The sequence below is a fragment of the Paraburkholderia phenazinium genome (genome assembly GCF_900142845.1).
Taxonomy (GTDB): Bacteria; Pseudomonadota; Gammaproteobacteria; order Burkholderiales; family Burkholderiaceae; genus Paraburkholderia; species Paraburkholderia phenazinium_A.
In genome coordinates, this window is the sequence record NZ_FSRU01000002.1 from 3,489,664 (window position 1) to 3,505,802 (window position 16,139).

Here is a 16,139-nt window from a genome sequence, read left to right on the forward strand (position 1 = left end):
ATTAACTTTTTGAAAGAAGAGAAACATGGCTAAAGGTAAATTCGAACGGACCAAGCCGCACGTGAACGTCGGCACGATCGGTCACGTTGACCACGGCAAGACCACGCTGACGGCAGCGATCACGACGGTGCTGACCGCGAAGTTCGGCGGCGAAGCGAAGGCGTATGACCAGATCGACGCAGCGCCGGAAGAAAAGGCGCGCGGCATTACGATCAACACGGCGCACGTCGAGTACGAAACGGCTAACCGGCACTACGCGCACGTTGACTGCCCGGGCCACGCTGACTATGTGAAGAACATGATCACGGGCGCGGCACAGATGGACGGCGCAATTCTGGTGTGCTCGGCCGCTGACGGCCCGATGCCGCAAACGCGTGAGCACATTCTGCTGGCGCGTCAGGTTGGCGTTCCGTACATCATCGTGTTCCTGAACAAGTGCGACATGGTGGATGACGCTGAGCTGCTGGAGCTGGTCGAGATGGAAGTTCGCGAACTTCTGTCGAAGTACGACTTCCCGGGCGACGACACGCCGATCATCAAGGGTTCGGCCAAGCTGGCGCTGGAAGGCGACAAGGGCGAGCTGGGCGAAGTGGCGATCATGAACCTGGCCGACGCGCTGGACACGTACATCCCGACGCCGGAGCGCGCAGTTGACGGTGCGTTCCTGATGCCGGTGGAAGACGTGTTCTCGATCTCGGGTCGTGGCACGGTGGTGACGGGCCGGGTTGAGCGCGGTGTGGTGAAGGTCGGCGAAGAAATCGAAATCGTCGGTATCAAGCCGACGGTGAAGACGACCTGCACGGGCGTGGAAATGTTCCGCAAGCTGCTGGATCAAGGTCAGGCAGGCGACAACGTGGGTATCCTGCTGCGCGGCACGAAGCGTGAAGACGTGGAGCGTGGCCAGGTTCTGGCGAAGCCGGGTTCGATCAACCCGCACACGCACTTCACGGCAGAAGTGTACGTGCTGAGCAAGGACGAGGGCGGCCGTCACACGCCGTTCTTCAACAACTACCGTCCGCAGTTCTACTTCCGTACGACGGACGTGACGGGCTCGATCGAGCTGCCGAAGGACAAGGAAATGGTCATGCCGGGCGACAACGTGTCGATCACGGTGAAGCTGATCAACCCGATCGCGATGGAAGAAGGTCTGCGCTTCGCCATCCGTGAAGGTGGCCGTACCGTCGGCGCAGGTGTCGTTGCCAAGATCCTCGAGTAAAATCGAGGGTTCGCGGTTGCAGTAATTTGCAGTAAATGGTGCCCGGGGTCGGGCACCCGCCCTCAGCGGGCGTCCGGCCCTACGTTCTTTTTATATTTGGCGGTGCAACATCGCCTCGCTCTTTCCAAGGAATTGTCATGCAGAACCAGAAAATCCGCATTCGCCTGAAGGCTTTCGACTATCGCCTGATCGATCAATCGGCAGCTGAGATCGTCGACACGGCAAAGCGGACTGGCGCAATCGTTCGTGGTCCGGTGCCCCTGCCGACCCGCATTCAACGTTTCGACATCCTGCGCTCGCCGCACGTCAACAAGACGTCGCGCGACCAGCTCGAAATCCGTACCCACCAACGCCTGATGGACATCGTTGACCCGACGGACAAGACCGTCGACGCACTGATGAAGCTCGATCTGCCGGCTGGCGTGGACGTGGAAATCAAGCTGCAATAAGGCTCTCAGGCGGTGTCGGGTCCGCCGGACATCGCTAAGTCATTGATTGCTTGCGGAAAACGAAAAGCCTCGCTATAATGCAAGGCTTTTCGCGCATTTGCGCAAAAAAGTCGGTGTGCTGCGGCATGAATTCATGCCCGAAACGGCACCGGCATTTTGTAAATTAGCCCCGACCAATCGCAGTCGGGAATGGAGAAAACGATGAGCCTTGGACTCGTAGGTCGCAAGGTTGGCATGACCCGTATCTTCACGGCTGAAGGGGATTCGATTCCCGTTACCGTGCTGGACGTGTCCGACAACCGCGTGACGCAGATCAAGACTGTTGAAACCGACGGCTACACCGCCGTGCAGGTTGCATTCGGTACGCGCCGTGCATCGCGTGTGACGAAGCCGTTGGCCGGTCATCTCGCCAAAGCCGGTGTTCAAGCCGGTGAAATCCTCAAAGAATTCCAGATCGATGCCGCTAAGGCTGCCGAGTTGTCGAACGGCACCGTGGTTGGTCCCGAACTGTTCGAAGTAGGCCAGAAGGTCGACGTGCAGGGCGTGTCGATCGGTAAGGGCTACGCCGGTACCATCAAGCGTTACAACTTCGCATCCGGCCGTGCATCGCACGGTAACTCGCGCTCGCACAACGTGCCGGGTTCGATCGGTATGGCGCAGGATCCGGGTCGTGTTTTCCCGGGTAAGCGCATGACCGGTCACATGGGTGACGATACGGTAACCGTGCAAAACCTCGAAATCGCTCGTATCGACGCCGACCGCAAGCTGTTGCTGGTCAAGGGTGCCGTGCCGGGTGCTAAGGGCGGCAAGGTTTTCGTGACGCCGGCCGTGAAGACGCGCGCCGTGAAAGGAGCGAAATAATGGAACTTAAGCTCCTGAATGCCAATGGTCAGGAAGGCGCAGCTGTTAGCGCGTCGGACGTCGTGTTCGGCCGTGATTACAACGAAGCCCTGATTCACCAGGTTGTGGTGGCCTACCAGGCTAACGCACGCAGCGGTAACCGCGCGCAGAAGGACCGTGAGCAAGTCAAGCACACGACCAAGAAGCCGTGGCGTCAAAAGGGCACGGGTCGCGCCCGTGCCGGTATGTCGTCGAGCCCGTTGTGGCGCGGCGGTGGCCGTATCTTCCCGAATTCGCCGGAAGAAAACTTTTCGCACAAGGTTAACAAGAAGATGCATCGCGCAGGTCTCTGCTCGATCTTCTCGCAGCTGGCTCGCGAAGGCCGCATCTCGGTGGTTGACGAGCTGACGCTCGAAGCGCCGAAGACGAAGCTGCTGGCCGAAAAATTCAAGGCGATGGGTCTCGAATCTGTGCTGGTGATTACCGACACGGTTGACGAAAACCTGTACCTCGCGTCGCGCAACCTCGCCCATGTGGCAGTTGTCGAGCCGCGTTACGCCGACCCGCTGTCGCTGATCTACTTCAAGAAGATCCTGATCACGAAGGCTGCGGTCGCCCAGATCGAGGAGTTGCTGTCATGAGCGAGATTCGCAAGAACGATCATCGTTTGATGCAGGTCCTGCTCGCGCCGGTGATCTCCGAAAAGGCGACGCTGGTGGCCGACAAGAACGAGCAAGTCGTGTTCGAAGTCGCGCCGGATGCCACGAAGCAGGAAGTGAAGGCCGCTGTTGAGCTGATGTTCAAGGTGGAAGTCGATTCCGTCAACGTGCTGGTCTCGAAGGGCAAAGCCAAGCGCTTTGGCCGCTTCATGGGCAAGCGCAAGGACGTGAAGAAGGCCTACGTCTGCCTGAAGCCGGGTCAGGAAATCAACTTTGAAGCGGAGGCCAAGTAATCATGGCAATCGTTAAAGTTAAGCCGACTTCGCCGGGTCGCCGCGCGATGGTCAAGGTGGTCAACAAGGATCTGCATAAGGGCAAGCCGTACGCACCGCTGCTCGACTCGCAATCCTCGACCGCCGGCCGTAACAACAACGGCCACATCACCACGCGCCATAAGGGCGGTGGTCATAAGCATCACTACCGTGTCGTCGATTTCCGTCGCAACAAGGACGGCATTCCGGCAAAGGTCGAACGTCTTGAGTACGATCCGAACCGTAGCGCGAACATCGCGCTGGTTCTGTACGCAGACGGCGAGCGCAAGTACATCATCGCTCCGAAGGGTGTGACGGTTGGCCAGCAACTGATGTCGGGTTCGGAAGCTCCGATCCGCGCAGGCAACACGCTGCCGATTCGCAACATTCCGGTCGGTACGACGATTCACTGCATCGAAATGCTGCCGGGCAAGGGCGCGCAAATGGCGCGTTCGGCTGGTACGTCGGCGATGCTGCTGGCTCGTGAAGGTACCTACGCACAGGTCCGCCTGCGCTCGGGTGAAATCCGCCGCGTTCACGTTGAATGCCGCGCGACGATTGGTGAAGTTGGCAACGAAGAGCATAGCCTCCGTCAAATCGGCAAGGCTGGCGCAAACCGCTGGCGCGGTATCCGCCCGACGGTGCGCGGCGTTGCAATGAACCCGGTCGATCACCCGCACGGCGGTGGTGAAGGCAAGACGGCTGCAGGTCGCGACCCGGTGAGCCCGTGGGGCACGCCTACGAAGGGTTATCGTACCCGCAGCAACAAGCGCACGACGAGCATGATCGTCCAGCGCCGTCACAAGCGTTAAGGAGTAGGCAATGGCACGTTCTGTAAAAAAAGGTCCGTTCTGCGACGCCCATTTGCTGAAGAAAGTTGAGGCGGCTGCAGCTTCGCGTGATAAGAAGCCGATCAAAACCTGGTCGCGTCGTTCGACGATTCTGCCGGATTTCATCGGTCTGACGATTGCCGTGCACAACGGCCGTCAACACGTTCCGGTGTACATCTCGGAAAACATGGTCGGCCACAAGCTTGGCGAGTTCGCATTGACCCGGACGTTCAAGGGTCACGCGGCCGACAAGAAGGCTAAGAAATAAGGGGCTCATGATGGAAGTGAAAGCAATTCATCGCGGTGCCCGCATCTCGGCGCAGAAAACGCGCCTTGTGGCTGACCAGATCCGCGGTTTGCCGGTCGACAAGGCGCTGAACGTTCTGACGTTCTCGCCGAAGAAGGCTGCGGGAATCGTGAAAAAGGTCGTGCTGTCGGCGATCGCGAATGCGGAGCACAACGAAGGCGCCGATATCGATGAGCTCAAGATCACGAGCATCTACATCGACAAGGCTGCCTCTCTCAAGCGTTTCACCGCGCGCGCTAAAGGCCGCGGTAACCGCATCGAGAAGCAATCCTGTCACATCACTGTGACGGTCGGTAACTAAGGGGTCATACGATGGGACAGAAAATTCATCCGACTGGCTTCCGTTTGGCCGTCAGCCGCAATTGGGCGTCGCGTTGGTACGCGAACAACAACAATTTCGCGGCGATGTTGCAGGAAGACATCGGTGTTCGTGAATACCTGAAGAAGAAGCTGAAGAACGCTTCGGTTGGTCGCGTCGTTATCGAGCGTCCGGCGAAAAACGCGCGCATCACGATTTATAGCTCGCGTCCGGGTGTGGTCATCGGTAAGAAGGGCGAGGATATCGAGCTGCTGAAGTCGGAACTGCAACGCCGCATGGGCGTTCCGGTCCACGTCAACATCGAAGAAATCCGCAAGCCGGAAACCGATGCGCAACTGATCGCCGATTCGATCACGCAACAGCTCGAGCGCCGGATTATGTTCCGCCGCGCGATGAAGCGTGCAATGCAAAACGCCATGCGTCTGGGTGCCCAGGGCATCAAGATCATGAGCGCTGGCCGTCTGAACGGCATCGAAATCGCCCGTACGGAATGGTATCGCGAAGGTCGCGTGCCCCTTCATACGCTGCGCGCTGACATCGACTACGCAACTTCGGAAGCGAAGACGACGTACGGCATCATCGGCGTGAAGGTGTGGGTCTACAAGGGCGATACGCTCGGCCGCAACGACGCACCGGTGGTGGAAGAAGTCGCCGAAGAAAAGCGTCCGCGCCGTAACGCACGTCCGGGTGGCGATCGCCGTCCGCGTCGCGATGGTGAAGGTGGTGGTCCGGCAGGTGCACGCCGTGGCGCCCCCCGTCGTGCTGGCGGTGCCGGCGGTGACGGGAAGACTGGAGAATAACGATGCTGCAACCGAAACGCAGAAAGTATCGCAAAGAGCAGAAGGGTCGTAACACCGGTATCGCTACCCGCGGCAACGCGGTGTCGTTCGGTGAATACGGTCTGAAGGCTATCGGTCGTGGTCGTTTGACCGCGCGCCAGATTGAAGCGGCGCGTCGTGCAATGACCCGTCACATCAAGCGTGGTGGCCGTATCTGGATCCGCATCTTCCCGGACAAGCCGATCTCGCACAAGCCGGCTGAAGTACGTATGGGTAACGGTAAAGGTAACCCTGAGTACTACGTCGCAGAGATTCAACCGGGCAAGATGCTGTACGAAATGGACGGCGTAACCGAAGAACTGGCACGCGAAGCGTTCCGTCTGGCTGCAGCGAAGCTGCCGCTCAAGACGACCGTTATCGTTCGCCAGCTCGGCGCCTAAGGAGCAAATGATGAAGGCTTCCGAACTTCACCAGAAAGATCAGGCCGCGCTCAACAAGGAGCTGTCGGACCTGTTGAAGGCGCAATTCGGCCTGCGCATGCAACTCGCGACCCAGCAGCTCACCAATACGAGCCAGCTGAAGAAGGTTCGTCGCGACATCGCACGTGTGCGGACCGTCCTGACTGAGAAGGCGAACCAGAAATGAACGATAGCGTAAAAACCTCGCTCAAGCGGACGCTGGTCGGCAAGGTCGTCAGCAACAAGATGGACAAGACGGTCACCGTGCTGGTTGAGCACCGCGTGAAGCACCCGATCTACGGCAAGTACGTTGTGCGTTCGAAGAAGTACCACGCGCACGACGATGCGAACACGTACAACGAGGGCGACCTCGTTGAAATCCAGGAAACGCGTCCGATTTCTAAGACGAAAGCTTGGGTTGTGGCTCGCCTGGTTGAGGCTGCTCGCGTCATCTGACGCCGCAAGTTGTAGAAGTAGTTGAAATCGCAGTAAGTTTCGCTTGCAAGACCGAGATTATTTGTTATAATCTCGGTCTTCCCTCTTTGTGGGAGCCCCGTCGCGGGCGAAGTTGGTGGGGGAAGCGGTTCAGGCGCCAGTCTGTTCCGAAGGATTCACCGGATTGCGATGGCGGGTTTCGTTTGCCGTCGCTGCTGTTCTAACCCAAGCAGCCGATTGGCTGACGGGACCAAGACTGACCGGGTACGCCATGGTGGTGTGACCGGATTAAGTTGGGAATGATAAACCATGATCCAGACCGAAACTCGGCTTGAAGTGGCCGACAACACGGGTGCGCGTGAAGTCATGTGCATCAAGGTGCTCGGCGGCTCGAAGCGTCGTTATGCCAGCATTGGCGACATCATCAAGGTGACCGTCAAAGAAGCAACGCCGCGCGGGCGCGTGAAGAAAGGCGAAATTTATAACGCCGTGGTGGTCCGTACCGCCAAGGGCGTTCGTCGTCAAGACGGCTCGCTGATCAAGTTCGACGGCAACGCCGCTGTGTTGTTGAATGCCAAGCTCGAACCTATTGGCACCCGTATTTTCGGGCCTGTCACGCGCGAGTTGCGTAGCGAACGATTCATGAAGATCGTTTCGCTGGCACCGGAAGTGCTGTAAGGAGTCGCGATGAACAAGATTCGCAAAGGTGACGAAGTTATCGTCATCACCGGCAAGGACAAGGGCAAGCGCGGCATCGTGCTGTCCGTTGGCGAAGACAAAGTCATTGTCGAGGGCATCAACCTCGTCAAGAAGCATGTCAAGCCGAACCCGATGAAGGGTACGACGGGCGGCGTAGAAGCCAAGACGATGCCGCTGCAAATTTCGAACGTCGCATTGGTCGACGCGAATGGCAAGGCATCGCGTGTAGGCATCAAGGTCGAAGGAGACAAGAAAGTCCGTTTCCTTAAGACGACCGGTGCCGAGCTGAGCGCCTGACGCTGCGGAGTAAAAAAATGGCTCGTTTGCAAGAGTTTTACAAAGAAAAGGTTGTACCCGGCCTCATCGAGAAGTTCGGTTACAAGTCCGTGATGGAAGTGCCGCGCATCACCAAGATCACCCTGAATATGGGCCTTGGCGAAGCGGTTGCTGACAAGAAGATCATCGAAAACGCCGTTGGCGACCTGACGAAAATCGCTGGCCAGAAGCCGGTGATCACGAAGGCACGCAAGGCAATCGCTGGCTTCAAGATCCGTCAAGGCTATCCGATCGGTGCAATGGTCACGTTGCGTGGTCAGGCAATGTACGAATTTCTGGACCGTTTCGTGACGGTTGCGCTCCCCCGTGTGCGCGACTTCCGTGGCGTGTCGGGTCGTGCGTTCGATGGTCGCGGCAACTACAACATCGGTGTGAAAGAGCAGATCATTTTCCCCGAAATCGACTACGACAAGATCGACGCACTGCGTGGGCTGAACATCAGCATCACGACAACTGCGAAGACCGACGACGAAGCAAAGGCTCTGCTCGCCAGCTTCAAGTTCCCGTTCAGAAACTGAGGTTACCGTGGCTAAACTGGCACTGATCGAACGTGAAAAGAAGCGTGCTCGCCTCGCTGCAAAGTACGCTCCCAAGCGTAATGAGTTGAAGGCGATCATTGGCGATATGAGCAAGTCGGACGAAGAGCACTACGCAGCCCGTCTCGAACTGCAACAACTGCCGCGCAACTCTAATCCGACCCGTAAGCGCAACCGTTGCGCAATTACCGGTCGCCCGCGCGGCACGTTCCGTAAATTCGGGCTGGCGCGTAACAAGATTCGCGAAATCGCGTTCCGCGGCGAGATCCCTGGCCTGACCAAGGCGAGCTGGTAATAGGAGAAACGTAAATGAGCATGAGTGATCCTATCGCCGATATGCTGACTCGCATCCGCAATGCGCAGATGGTTGAGAAGGTTTCGGTGCAAATGCCCTCGTCGAAAGTGAAGGTTGCGATCGCGCAGGTCCTGAAGGACGAAGGCTATATCGACGATTTCGCAGTGAAGTCTGAAGGTGCGAAGTCGGAATTGAACATCGTGTTGAAGTACTACGCTGGCCGTCCGGTCATCGAACGCATTGAACGCGTTTCGAAGCCTGGTCTGCGTGTGTACCGCGGCCGTAACGACATCCCCGTGGTCATGAATGGCCTCGGCGTGGCAATCGTGTCGACGCCGAAGGGCGTGATGACGGACCGCAAGGCGCGCGCTACGGGCGTTGGCGGCGAAGTCATCTGCTACGTCGCTTAAGGCCGAAAGGAGAGAAACATGTCTCGAGTAGGTAAAAGCCCGATCGTGCTGCAAGGCGCGGAAGTGGCCCTGAGCGACGAACGCATCACCGTCAAGGGTCCGCTGGGCACGATTACGCAAGCTGCAAACCGCCTCGTAAAAGTGGTGAACGACAACGGCACGCTGAAGTTCGAGCCGGTTGACGAAAGCCGCGAAGCGAACGCGATGTCGGGCACGATGCGCGCACTCGTTGCGAACATGGTGAACGGCGTGACGAAGGGTTTCGAGCGCAAGCTGACGCTGGTTGGCGTCGGTTACCGCGCACAAGCGCAAGGCGACAAGCTGAACCTGTCGCTGGGTTTCTCGCACCCTGTGGTGCACCAGATGCCGGAAGGCGTCAAGGCTGAAACCCCGACGCAAACCGAAATCGTGATCAAGGGGATCAATAAACAACAAGTTGGCCAGGTCGCTGCAGAAGTGCGCGGCTATCGCCCGCCGGAGCCCTACAAGGGCAAGGGTGTGCGTTACGCCAACGAGGTTGTGATCCTCAAAGAAACGAAGAAGAAGTAAGGGTGCGCAATCATGGATAAGACTCAATCTCGCCTGCGCCGCGCTCGTCAGACGCGTATCAAGATCGCTGAGCTGCAGGTCGCGCGTCTCGCCGTGCATCGCACGAACACGCACATCTATGCGCAAGTGTTCTCGCCGTGCGGCACCAAGGTGCTCGCCAGCGCGTCGACGCTCGAAGCCGAAGTGCGTGCGCAACTGGCTGATCAAACGGGCAAGGGCGGCAACGTCGCTGCTGCTACGCTGATCGGTAAGCGCATTGCAGAAAAGGCTAAGGCTGCCGGCATCGAATCCGTCGCCTTCGACCGTTCGGGTTTCCGTTACCACGGCCGCGTGAAAGCGCTGGCTGATGCGGCGCGCGAAGCCGGACTCAAGTTCTAAGGGAAGAATTCGTCATGGCAAAGATGCAAGCGAAAGTTCAGGCTGACGAACGCGACGACGGCCTGCGCGAAAAGATGATTTCGGTCAACCGCGTGACCAAGGTTGTGAAGGGCGGCCGGATTCTCGGTTTTGCCGCACTGACCGTGGTTGGCGACGGTGATGGCCGCGTCGGTATGGGCAAAGGCAAGGCGAAGGAAGTGCCGGTCGCTGTTCAGAAGGCGATGGAACAAGCCCGCCGCAACATGTTCAAGGTGCCGCTGAAGAACGGTACCTTGCAACACGAAGTGCACGGCAAGCATGGCGCATCGATGGTCCTCCTCGCTCCGGCGAAGGACGGTACCGGCGTGATCGCTGGCGGCCCGATGCGCGCAGTGTTCGACGTGATGGGCGTGCAGAACGTTGTGGCCAAGAGCCACGGTTCGACGAACCCGTACAACCTCGTTCGTGCAACGCTCGACGGTCTGCGCAAGCAGTCGACGCCGGGCGATATCGCGGCGAAGCGCGGCAAGTCTGTCGAAGATATTCTGGGCTAAGGTGGACACCATGTCTGATAAAACTGTCAAGGTCCAGCTCGTCAAGAGCCTGATCGGCACCCGCGAAACGCACCGTGCTACGGTGCGTGGCTTGGGTCTGCGCCGACTCAACTCGGTTAGCGAGTTGCAGGACACGCCGGCCGTGCGCGGCATGATCAACAAGGTTTCGTACCTCGTTAAGGTCATCAGCTAAGCGGCTGACCAGGACTCAAGGAGTTGATAATGGAATTGAATAACCTGAAGCCGGCCGAAGGCTCGAAGCACGCAAAGCGTCGCGTGGGTCGTGGTATCGGTTCGGGCCTCGGCAAGACGGCTGGCCGTGGTCACAAGGGTCAGAAGTCGCGTTCGGGCGGCTTCCACAAGGTTGGCTTCGAAGGCGGTCAAATGCCGCTGCAACGTCGCCTGCCGAAGCGGGGCTTCACCTCGCTGACGAAGGAATTCGTCGGTGAAGTGCGTCTGTCGGATCTGGAAAAGCTGCCGGTCGACGAAATCGATCTGCTGGCTCTGAAGCAAGCCGGTCTCGTTGGCGAGCTGATCAAGAGCGCCAAGATCATCGCGACGGGCGAACTGAAGCGCAAGATCGTTGTGAAGGGTCTGGGTGCGACGAAGGGTGCGCGCGCTGCGATTGAAGCAGCTGGCGGCTCCTTTGCCGAGTAACGAGCAAGTCGATTGCCGTCACTAGCATTTGCATCGGAGAAGGTACTTGGCTAACAGCCCGAGTCTCGCAAAACCCGGTCGAAGCGCGGCGAAGTTCGGTGATCTGCGTCGGCGAGCAGTGTTCCTGCTGCTGGCGCTGGTCGTCTACCGTATCGGCGCGCATATTCCGGTTCCGGGTATTGATCCGGACCAACTGGCAAAGCTGTTCCAAAGCCAGTCGGGTGGCATCCTTGGCATGTTCAACATGTTCTCGGGTGGCGCACTTTCGCGGTTCACGATTTTCGCGCTTGGGATCATGCCGTACATTTCGGCATCGATCATCATGCAGTTGCTGGCGATCGTCTCGCCGCAAATGGAAGCGCTGAAGAAAGAAGGGCAGGCGGGTCAACGGAAGATTACGCAGTACACGCGTGTCTTTACGGTCCTGCTGGCGACGTTCCAGGCGTTCGGCATTGCCGTCGCGCTTGAGAACCAGCAAGGCCTTGTGATCGATCCGGGTATGGTGTTCCGGCTGACAACGGTCGTAACGCTAGTGACCGGCACAATGTTCCTGATGTGGCTGGGTGAGCAGATCACGGAGCGCGGGCTTGGCAACGGCATCTCGATCATTATTTTCGGCGGGATTGCGGCGGGTTTCCCGAATGCAATCGGCGGTCTGTTCGAACTGGTGCGAACCGGTTCGATGGGTCCCGTCTCGGCGATTATCGTGGTTGCACTGATTGCTGCCGTGACGTATCTGGTGGTGTTCATCGAACGCGGCCAGCGCAAGATTCTCGTGAACTATGCGAAGCGGCAAGTCGGTAACAAGATTTACGGCGGGCAGTCGTCACATCTGCCGCTGAAGCTGAACATGTCGGGTGTGATTCCGCCGATCTTTGCATCGTCGATCATTCTCTTCCCGGCAACTATCCTGAACTGGTTTAGTTCGGGGTCGCGTAACAGCTGGTTCGCAGACACGCTGCACAACGTGGCCGATGCCCTTAAGCCCGGTCAACCCGTGTATGTGTTGTTGTACGCGTTGGCGATCGTCTTCTTCTGCTTCTTCTACACCGCACTGGTGTTCAATAGCAGGGAAACGGCCGACAACCTGAAGAAGAGCGGCGCTTTCGTCCCAGGCATCCGCCCGGGCGATCAGACGGCTCGATATATCGACCGCATCCTCACGCGTCTGACGCTGGCCGGTGCGATCTACATCGTGTTCGTGTGTCTGCTGCCCGAATTTCTGGTGCTGCGCTGGAACGTGCCGTTTTATTTTGGTGGAACGTCGCTGCTGATCATTGTCGTCGTCACAATGGATTTCATGGCGCAGGTGCAGTCGTACGTTATGTCGCAACAGTATGAATCGCTGCTGAAGAAAGCCAATTTCAAAGGCGGCGGCGTCCCGATGCGTTGAAAGGACTTATGGCCAAAGACGATGTGATCCAGATGCAGGGTGAAGTCATCGAAAACCTGCCTAATGCTACCTTCAGGGTGAAGCTGGAAAACGGCCATGTCGTATTGGGACACATATCCGGCAAGATGCGGATGCACTACATCCGAATCCTGCCGGGCGACAAGGTGACGGTTGAATTGACGCCTTACGATCTGTCGCGTGCGCGGATCGTGTTCCGGGCGAAGTGATTTGAAAAAAGGGTAATATCATGAAAGTGATGGCATCGGTTAAGCGCATTTGCCGCAATTGCAAGATCATCAAGCGCAAAGGCGTTGTGCGCGTGATTTGCAGCTCTGATCCGCGCCACAAACAGCGTCAAGGCTGAACGCCGCGCTTTTGCTTGCGCTTTTTGTTTGAGGAAAAACAATGGCTCGTATCGCAGGGGTTAACATCCCGAATCACCAGCATACCGAAATTGGCCTGACGGCGATTTACGGTATTGGCCGCACGCGCTCGCGCGACATTTGCGTCGCTGCTGGTGTGGCATTTTCGAAGAAGGTCAAGGACCTGAACGACGCAGACCTCGAAAAGCTGCGTGAAGAAGTCGGCAAGTTCATCGTTGAAGGCGATCTTCGCCGTGAAACGACGATGAACATCAAGCGGCTGATGGATCTCGGCTGCTATCGTGGCGTGCGTCACCGTAAGGGCTTGCCCCTGCGTGGCCAACGCACGCGTACGAATGCCCGTACGCGCAAGGGTCCGCGTCGTGCAGCGCAATCGCTGAAGAAGTAAGCGGAACTGACAGTTACAGGAAAACGTAATGGCTAAGGCTTCGAACAACTCCGCGGCGCAACGCGTTCGCAAGAAGGTCAAGAAGAACGTCGCCGAGGGCGTGGTTCACGTTCACGCGTCGTTCAACAACACCATCATCACGATCACCGATCGTCAAGGCAATGCACTCGCCTGGGCAACTTCGGGTGGTCAGGGCTTCAAGGGTTCGCGTAAATCGACCCCGTTTGCAGCCCAGGTGGCAGCCGAATCGGCTGGCCGCGTGGCGATGGAATACGGCGTGAAGAACCTCGAAGTGCGGATCAAGGGCCCCGGCCCCGGCCGTGAGTCCGCGGTGCGCGCGTTGCATGGTCTTGGCATCAAGATCACCGCGATCTCCGACGTGACGCCGGTACCGCACAACGGCTGCCGTCCGCCGAAGCGTCGTCGTATCTAAGACGCTGGTTTCGCTTGCGCCTGTTGCCGCCGGGTTATGTGCCGGCGACGACGGGCTGCTTGCGTTATTGAATTGACTAAGCCCACCGTTCGACCCAAAGGGTTCGGACTAGCGCGAGCGCGAGTTCGCGTGATCAATCATAGAAGGAATCAACGTGGCACGTTATATCGGCCCTAAGGCCAAGCTGTCCCGCCGTGAAGGCACTGACCTCTTCCTGAAGAGCGCCCGTCGTTCGCTGGCTGACAAGTGCAAGCTTGACAGCAAGCCCGGCCAACATGGCCGTACCTCGGGTGCCCGTACGTCCGACTACGGCACGCAGCTGCGCGAAAAGCAAAAAGTGAAGCGCATCTACGGTGTGCTCGAGCGTCAGTTCCGCCGTTACTTCGCTGAAGCCGACCGCCTCAAGGGCAACACGGGTGAAAACCTGCTGCAATTGCTCGAGTCGCGTCTCGACAACGTCGTGTATCGCATGGGCTTCGGCTCGACGCGCGCTGAAGCGCGTCAGCTCGTGAGCCACAAGGCGATCACGGTGAACGGCGTGGTGTCGAACATCCCGTCGATGCAAATTAAGGCAGGTGATGTCGTCGCCGTCCGCGAACAGTCGAAGAAGCAAGCGCGTATCGTCGAAGCGCTGTCGCTGGCTGAACAAGGTGGTCTGGCAAGCTGGGTCGCTGTCGATTCGAAGAAGTTCGAAGGCACGTTCAAGTCGAAGCCGGAACGCAGCGATATCGCTGGCGATATCAACGAAAGCCTGATCGTCGAATTGTATTCGCGGTAATCGGATTGACGGCCGGGGCACCCTGATTGCGTCGCGCAAGGGGGCGCCTCGGCTGTTTATTTTCAGGTTGTTACCGGTCAGCCTTATCGGTGTAACGAGCCGAGGGTATTGAAAAGGAAAACCTATGCAAACCAGTTTGTTGAAGCCCAAGATCATCGCGGTTGAATCGCTTGGTGAGAGCCATGCGAAAGTGGTCATGGAACCGTTTGAACGCGGTTACGGCCACACCTTGGGTAACGCGCTCCGGCGCGTACTGCTGTCGTCGATGATCGGCTATGCGCCGACAGAAGTGACGATCGCAGGCGTGGTTCACGAGTATTCGACGCTCGACGGTGTGCAAGAGGACGTAGTCAACCTGTTGTTGAACCTGAAGGGCGTGGTCTTCAAGCTGCATAACCGTGACGAAGTGACGGTTACGCTGCGCAAGGAAGGCGAAGGCGTTGTTACCGCTGGCGACATCGAACTCGCGCACGATTGCGAAGTCATCAATCCCGATCACGTGATTGCGCATCTGTCGAAGGGCGGCAAGCTCGACGTGCAGATCAAGGTCGAAAAGGGCCGCGGTTATGTGCCGGGTAACGTGCGTCGTTACGGCGAAGAATCGGCGAAGATCATCGGCCGTATCGTGCTGGACGCGTCGTTCTCGCCGGTTCGCCGTGTGAGCTATGCCGTGGAAAGCGCGCGTGTCGAACAGCGTACCGACCTCGACAAGCTCGTGATGAACATCGAAACCAACGGTGTGATTTCGCCGGAAGAAGCGATCCGTCAATCGGCGCGCATTCTGGTCGACCAACTGTCGGTGTTCGCTGCTCTCGAAGGCACGGAAGCTACGGCTGAAGCGCCGTCGCGTGCGCCGCAGATCGATCCGATCCTGCTGCGTCCGGTGGATGATCTCGAACTCACGGTTCGTTCCGCGAACTGCCTGAAGGCCGAGAACATTTACTACATCGGCGACCTGATCCAGCGCACGGAAAACGAGCTGCTGAAGACGCCGAATCTGGGCCGCAAGTCGCTGAACGAAATCAAGGAAGTACTGGCGTCGCGTGGTTTGACGCTCGGCATGAAGCTCGAAAACTGGCCGCCGGCTGGGCTGGATAAGTAAGCGCAAGCTTATTCGAGTAGTCATCCGGGACGAAAGTCACCGCTGCACTACTGGCACGGACGCGGATTTTCCTTTAAAATCCGCGTCTTGCCTTTTTTCACTACCGGCCCGTGCACTCGCAAACCTTTGGGTTCGACGAGCGCGATAGAAGAGCTGGACCAAAACTTTGAATCGAAGGAATTAACATGCGTCACCGTCATGGTCTGCGGAAACTGAACCGCACGAGCAGCCACCGTCTGGCAATGCTCCGTAACATGTCCAACTCGTTGATCGAGCACGAAGTCATCAAGACGACGCTGCCGAAGGCGAAGGAACTCCGTAAAGTCGTCGAGCCGCTGATCACGCTCGGCAAGAAGCCGTCGCTGGCAAATCGTCGTCTGGCGTTCAACCGTCTGCGCGATCGTGACTCCGTCTCGAAGCTGTTCGACGTGCTCGGCCCGCGCTTCGCAAACCGTCCGGGTGGCTACCTGCGCATCCTGAAGTTCGGTTTCCGCGTCGGCGACAACGCACCGATGGCACTGGTCGAATTGATGGACCGTCCGGAAGTCGAAGAAGTTGAAGTGCAAGAAGCTGAATAAGCTCCTGCATCCGCGAAAAAGCCAGGCAAATGCCTGGCTTTTTTGTTTCCGGCGACGCAAACACACGAACACAAAACGCGTCGCTGAC

Annotated in this window: 30 protein-coding genes; all 30 read left to right on the forward strand. The window is 58.1% G+C overall.

Going from position 1 to position 16,139, the window contains the following annotated elements:
• Positions 1 to 25: 25 nt before the first annotated feature.
• Entirely contained in the window at positions 26 to 1,216 is a 1,191-nt protein-coding gene (gene tuf / locus BUS12_RS32675; RefSeq protein WP_074262708.1) for an elongation factor Tu, read from the forward strand.
• Between the two features lie 137 nt (positions 1,217 to 1,353).
• The gene (gene rpsJ, locus BUS12_RS32680; protein ID WP_006998489.1) at positions 1,354 to 1,665 is read left to right on the forward strand and encodes a 30S ribosomal protein S10; all 312 of its coding nucleotides are present in this window, start codon (positions 1,354 to 1,356) and stop codon (positions 1,663 to 1,665) included.
• A 201-nt stretch (positions 1,666 to 1,866) separates the two neighbouring features.
• Positions 1,867 to 2,526 (forward strand): 50S ribosomal protein L3, encoded by a 660-nt coding sequence (gene rplC / locus BUS12_RS32685; protein WP_074301417.1) that lies wholly within the window; start codon positions 1,867 to 1,869, stop codon positions 2,524 to 2,526.
• The gene (rplD, locus tag BUS12_RS32690; RefSeq protein WP_074262706.1) at positions 2,526 to 3,146 is read left to right on the forward strand and encodes a 50S ribosomal protein L4; all 621 of its coding nucleotides are present in this window, start codon (positions 2,526 to 2,528) and stop codon (positions 3,144 to 3,146) included. The genes rplC and rplD overlap by 1 nt, the downstream gene beginning before the upstream one ends.
• The gene (gene rplW / locus BUS12_RS32695) at positions 3,143 to 3,457 is read left to right on the forward strand and encodes a 50S ribosomal protein L23 (protein WP_074262705.1); all 315 of its coding nucleotides are present in this window, start codon (positions 3,143 to 3,145) and stop codon (positions 3,455 to 3,457) included. The genes rplD and rplW overlap by 4 nt, the downstream gene beginning before the upstream one ends.
• Before the next feature lie 2 nt (positions 3,458 to 3,459).
• Entirely contained in the window at positions 3,460 to 4,287 is an 828-nt protein-coding gene (gene rplB, locus BUS12_RS32700; protein WP_074301418.1) for a 50S ribosomal protein L2, read from the forward strand.
• A gap of 10 nt (positions 4,288 to 4,297) precedes the next feature.
• Positions 4,298 to 4,573, forward strand: coding sequence for a 30S ribosomal protein S19 (rpsS, locus tag BUS12_RS32705; RefSeq protein ID WP_004199273.1), 276 nt, complete (start codon positions 4,298 to 4,300; stop codon positions 4,571 to 4,573).
• 7 nt (positions 4,574 to 4,580) lie between these two features.
• Positions 4,581 to 4,913: a 50S ribosomal protein L22 gene (gene rplV, locus BUS12_RS32710; protein WP_007180133.1), complete on the forward strand. Its 333-nt coding sequence runs from the start codon at positions 4,581 to 4,583 to the stop codon at positions 4,911 to 4,913.
• Between the two features lie 11 nt (positions 4,914 to 4,924).
• Complete coding sequence (rpsC, locus tag BUS12_RS32715) at positions 4,925 to 5,731, forward strand: 30S ribosomal protein S3 (RefSeq protein ID WP_020070582.1); 807 nt, start codon at positions 4,925 to 4,927, stop codon at positions 5,729 to 5,731.
• A gap of 2 nt (positions 5,732 to 5,733) precedes the next feature.
• Positions 5,734 to 6,150: a 50S ribosomal protein L16 gene (gene rplP / locus BUS12_RS32720; RefSeq protein ID WP_074262702.1), complete on the forward strand. Its 417-nt coding sequence runs from the start codon at positions 5,734 to 5,736 to the stop codon at positions 6,148 to 6,150.
• 10 nt (positions 6,151 to 6,160) lie between these two features.
• Positions 6,161 to 6,355 (forward strand): 50S ribosomal protein L29, encoded by a 195-nt coding sequence (gene rpmC / locus BUS12_RS32725; RefSeq protein ID WP_007180130.1) that lies wholly within the window; start codon positions 6,161 to 6,163, stop codon positions 6,353 to 6,355.
• The gene (gene rpsQ / locus BUS12_RS32730; RefSeq protein ID WP_007180129.1) at positions 6,352 to 6,624 is read left to right on the forward strand and encodes a 30S ribosomal protein S17; all 273 of its coding nucleotides are present in this window, start codon (positions 6,352 to 6,354) and stop codon (positions 6,622 to 6,624) included. The genes rpmC and rpsQ overlap by 4 nt, the downstream gene beginning before the upstream one ends.
• 288 nt (positions 6,625 to 6,912) lie before the next feature.
• A complete protein-coding gene (rplN, locus tag BUS12_RS32735; protein ID WP_006052212.1) occupies positions 6,913 to 7,281 on the forward strand; it encodes a 50S ribosomal protein L14 in 369 nt (122 codons plus the stop codon).
• Between the two features lie 9 nt (positions 7,282 to 7,290).
• Positions 7,291 to 7,599, forward strand: a complete 309-nt coding sequence (rplX, locus tag BUS12_RS32740; RefSeq protein WP_074301419.1) for a 50S ribosomal protein L24 — start codon at positions 7,291 to 7,293, stop codon at positions 7,597 to 7,599.
• Positions 7,600 to 7,616: 17 nt separating this feature from the next.
• Positions 7,617 to 8,156 carry a 50S ribosomal protein L5 gene (gene rplE / locus BUS12_RS32745; protein ID WP_006052214.1) on the forward strand — a complete coding sequence of 180 codons (540 nt, stop codon included), beginning with the start codon at positions 7,617 to 7,619 and terminating at the stop codon, positions 8,154 to 8,156.
• 7 nt (positions 8,157 to 8,163) lie between these two features.
• A complete protein-coding gene (rpsN, locus tag BUS12_RS32750) occupies positions 8,164 to 8,469 on the forward strand; it encodes a 30S ribosomal protein S14 (RefSeq protein WP_074262700.1) in 306 nt (101 codons plus the stop codon).
• 14 nt (positions 8,470 to 8,483) lie between these two features.
• Positions 8,484 to 8,879 carry a 30S ribosomal protein S8 gene (gene rpsH / locus BUS12_RS32755; protein WP_074262699.1) on the forward strand — a complete coding sequence of 132 codons (396 nt, stop codon included), beginning with the start codon at positions 8,484 to 8,486 and terminating at the stop codon, positions 8,877 to 8,879.
• An 18-nt stretch (positions 8,880 to 8,897) separates the two neighbouring features.
• Complete coding sequence (gene rplF / locus BUS12_RS32760) at positions 8,898 to 9,428, forward strand: 50S ribosomal protein L6 (RefSeq protein ID WP_074301420.1); 531 nt, start codon at positions 8,898 to 8,900, stop codon at positions 9,426 to 9,428.
• Positions 9,429 to 9,440: 12 nt separating this feature from the next.
• A complete protein-coding gene (rplR, locus tag BUS12_RS32765; protein WP_006052218.1) occupies positions 9,441 to 9,806 on the forward strand; it encodes a 50S ribosomal protein L18 in 366 nt (121 codons plus the stop codon).
• 14 nt (positions 9,807 to 9,820) lie between these two features.
• Positions 9,821 to 10,339 (forward strand): 30S ribosomal protein S5, encoded by a 519-nt coding sequence (rpsE, locus tag BUS12_RS32770; RefSeq protein WP_006052219.1) that lies wholly within the window; start codon positions 9,821 to 9,823, stop codon positions 10,337 to 10,339.
• Between the two features lie 10 nt (positions 10,340 to 10,349).
• Positions 10,350 to 10,532 (forward strand): 50S ribosomal protein L30, encoded by a 183-nt coding sequence (gene rpmD / locus BUS12_RS32775; protein WP_007180126.1) that lies wholly within the window; start codon positions 10,350 to 10,352, stop codon positions 10,530 to 10,532.
• A gap of 29 nt (positions 10,533 to 10,561) precedes the next feature.
• Complete coding sequence (gene rplO / locus BUS12_RS32780; protein ID WP_074301421.1) at positions 10,562 to 10,996, forward strand: 50S ribosomal protein L15; 435 nt, start codon at positions 10,562 to 10,564, stop codon at positions 10,994 to 10,996.
• A 46-nt stretch (positions 10,997 to 11,042) separates the two neighbouring features.
• Complete coding sequence (secY, locus tag BUS12_RS32785) at positions 11,043 to 12,389, forward strand: preprotein translocase subunit SecY (protein ID WP_074301422.1); 1,347 nt, start codon at positions 11,043 to 11,045, stop codon at positions 12,387 to 12,389.
• Between the two features lie 8 nt (positions 12,390 to 12,397).
• Positions 12,398 to 12,616: a translation initiation factor IF-1 gene (infA, locus tag BUS12_RS32790; RefSeq protein WP_004521905.1), complete on the forward strand. Its 219-nt coding sequence runs from the start codon at positions 12,398 to 12,400 to the stop codon at positions 12,614 to 12,616.
• Between the two features lie 20 nt (positions 12,617 to 12,636).
• On the forward strand, positions 12,637 to 12,753 hold the full coding sequence (rpmJ, locus tag BUS12_RS32795; RefSeq protein WP_004199844.1) for a 50S ribosomal protein L36: 117 nt from the start codon (positions 12,637 to 12,639) through the stop codon (positions 12,751 to 12,753).
• Between the two features lie 41 nt (positions 12,754 to 12,794).
• Complete coding sequence (gene rpsM, locus BUS12_RS32800; protein WP_006052223.1) at positions 12,795 to 13,160, forward strand: 30S ribosomal protein S13; 366 nt, start codon at positions 12,795 to 12,797, stop codon at positions 13,158 to 13,160.
• Positions 13,161 to 13,188: 28 nt separating this feature from the next.
• Positions 13,189 to 13,593 (forward strand): 30S ribosomal protein S11, encoded by a 405-nt coding sequence (gene rpsK, locus BUS12_RS32805; protein ID WP_006052224.1) that lies wholly within the window; start codon positions 13,189 to 13,191, stop codon positions 13,591 to 13,593.
• A 154-nt stretch (positions 13,594 to 13,747) separates the two neighbouring features.
• Positions 13,748 to 14,371 (forward strand): 30S ribosomal protein S4, encoded by a 624-nt coding sequence (gene rpsD / locus BUS12_RS32810; protein ID WP_074301423.1) that lies wholly within the window; start codon positions 13,748 to 13,750, stop codon positions 14,369 to 14,371.
• 124 nt (positions 14,372 to 14,495) lie between these two features.
• On the forward strand, positions 14,496 to 15,473 hold the full coding sequence (locus BUS12_RS32815) for a DNA-directed RNA polymerase subunit alpha (protein ID WP_006052226.1): 978 nt from the start codon (positions 14,496 to 14,498) through the stop codon (positions 15,471 to 15,473).
• Between the two features lie 185 nt (positions 15,474 to 15,658).
• Positions 15,659 to 16,051 carry a 50S ribosomal protein L17 gene (gene rplQ, locus BUS12_RS32820; protein WP_074262693.1) on the forward strand — a complete coding sequence of 131 codons (393 nt, stop codon included), beginning with the start codon at positions 15,659 to 15,661 and terminating at the stop codon, positions 16,049 to 16,051.
• The last annotated feature ends 88 nt before the right edge of the window (positions 16,052 to 16,139 follow it).

Bases quoted from the DNA above. Each gene is read 5' to 3' on its own strand.
- tuf (WP_074262708.1), top strand. From the start codon at position 26: ATGGCTAAAGGTAAATTCGAACGGACCAAGCCGCACGTGAACGTCGGC.
- rpsJ (WP_006998489.1), top strand. From the start codon at position 1,354: ATGCAGAACCAGAAAATCCGCATTCGCCTGAAGGCTTTCGACTATCGC.
- rplC (WP_074301417.1), top strand. From the start codon at position 1,867: ATGAGCCTTGGACTCGTAGGTCGCAAGGTTGGCATGACCCGTATCTTC.
- rplD (WP_074262706.1), top strand. From the start codon at position 2,526: ATGGAACTTAAGCTCCTGAATGCCAATGGTCAGGAAGGCGCAGCTGTT.
- rplW (WP_074262705.1), top strand. From the start codon at position 3,143: ATGAGCGAGATTCGCAAGAACGATCATCGTTTGATGCAGGTCCTGCTC.
- rplB (WP_074301418.1), top strand. From the start codon at position 3,460: ATGGCAATCGTTAAAGTTAAGCCGACTTCGCCGGGTCGCCGCGCGATG.
- rpsS (WP_004199273.1), top strand. From the start codon at position 4,298: ATGGCACGTTCTGTAAAAAAAGGTCCGTTCTGCGACGCCCATTTGCTG.
- rplV (WP_007180133.1), top strand. From the start codon at position 4,581: ATGATGGAAGTGAAAGCAATTCATCGCGGTGCCCGCATCTCGGCGCAG.
- rpsC (WP_020070582.1), top strand. From the start codon at position 4,925: ATGGGACAGAAAATTCATCCGACTGGCTTCCGTTTGGCCGTCAGCCGC.
- rplP (WP_074262702.1), top strand. From the start codon at position 5,734: ATGCTGCAACCGAAACGCAGAAAGTATCGCAAAGAGCAGAAGGGTCGT.
- rpmC (WP_007180130.1), top strand. From the start codon at position 6,161: ATGAAGGCTTCCGAACTTCACCAGAAAGATCAGGCCGCGCTCAACAAG.
- rpsQ (WP_007180129.1), top strand. From the start codon at position 6,352: ATGAACGATAGCGTAAAAACCTCGCTCAAGCGGACGCTGGTCGGCAAG.
- rplN (WP_006052212.1), top strand. From the start codon at position 6,913: ATGATCCAGACCGAAACTCGGCTTGAAGTGGCCGACAACACGGGTGCG.
- rplX (WP_074301419.1), top strand. From the start codon at position 7,291: ATGAACAAGATTCGCAAAGGTGACGAAGTTATCGTCATCACCGGCAAG.
- rplE (WP_006052214.1), top strand. From the start codon at position 7,617: ATGGCTCGTTTGCAAGAGTTTTACAAAGAAAAGGTTGTACCCGGCCTC.
- rpsH (WP_074262699.1), top strand. From the start codon at position 8,484: ATGAGCATGAGTGATCCTATCGCCGATATGCTGACTCGCATCCGCAAT.
- rplF (WP_074301420.1), top strand. From the start codon at position 8,898: ATGTCTCGAGTAGGTAAAAGCCCGATCGTGCTGCAAGGCGCGGAAGTG.
- rplR (WP_006052218.1), top strand. From the start codon at position 9,441: ATGGATAAGACTCAATCTCGCCTGCGCCGCGCTCGTCAGACGCGTATC.
- rpsE (WP_006052219.1), top strand. From the start codon at position 9,821: ATGGCAAAGATGCAAGCGAAAGTTCAGGCTGACGAACGCGACGACGGC.
- rpmD (WP_007180126.1), top strand. From the start codon at position 10,350: ATGTCTGATAAAACTGTCAAGGTCCAGCTCGTCAAGAGCCTGATCGGC.
- rplO (WP_074301421.1), top strand. From the start codon at position 10,562: ATGGAATTGAATAACCTGAAGCCGGCCGAAGGCTCGAAGCACGCAAAG.
- infA (WP_004521905.1), top strand. From the start codon at position 12,398: ATGGCCAAAGACGATGTGATCCAGATGCAGGGTGAAGTCATCGAAAAC.
- rpmJ (WP_004199844.1), top strand. From the start codon at position 12,637: ATGAAAGTGATGGCATCGGTTAAGCGCATTTGCCGCAATTGCAAGATC.
- rpsM (WP_006052223.1), top strand. From the start codon at position 12,795: ATGGCTCGTATCGCAGGGGTTAACATCCCGAATCACCAGCATACCGAA.
- rpsK (WP_006052224.1), top strand. From the start codon at position 13,189: ATGGCTAAGGCTTCGAACAACTCCGCGGCGCAACGCGTTCGCAAGAAG.
- BUS12_RS32815 (WP_006052226.1), top strand. From the start codon at position 14,496: ATGCAAACCAGTTTGTTGAAGCCCAAGATCATCGCGGTTGAATCGCTT.
- rplQ (WP_074262693.1), top strand. From the start codon at position 15,659: ATGCGTCACCGTCATGGTCTGCGGAAACTGAACCGCACGAGCAGCCAC.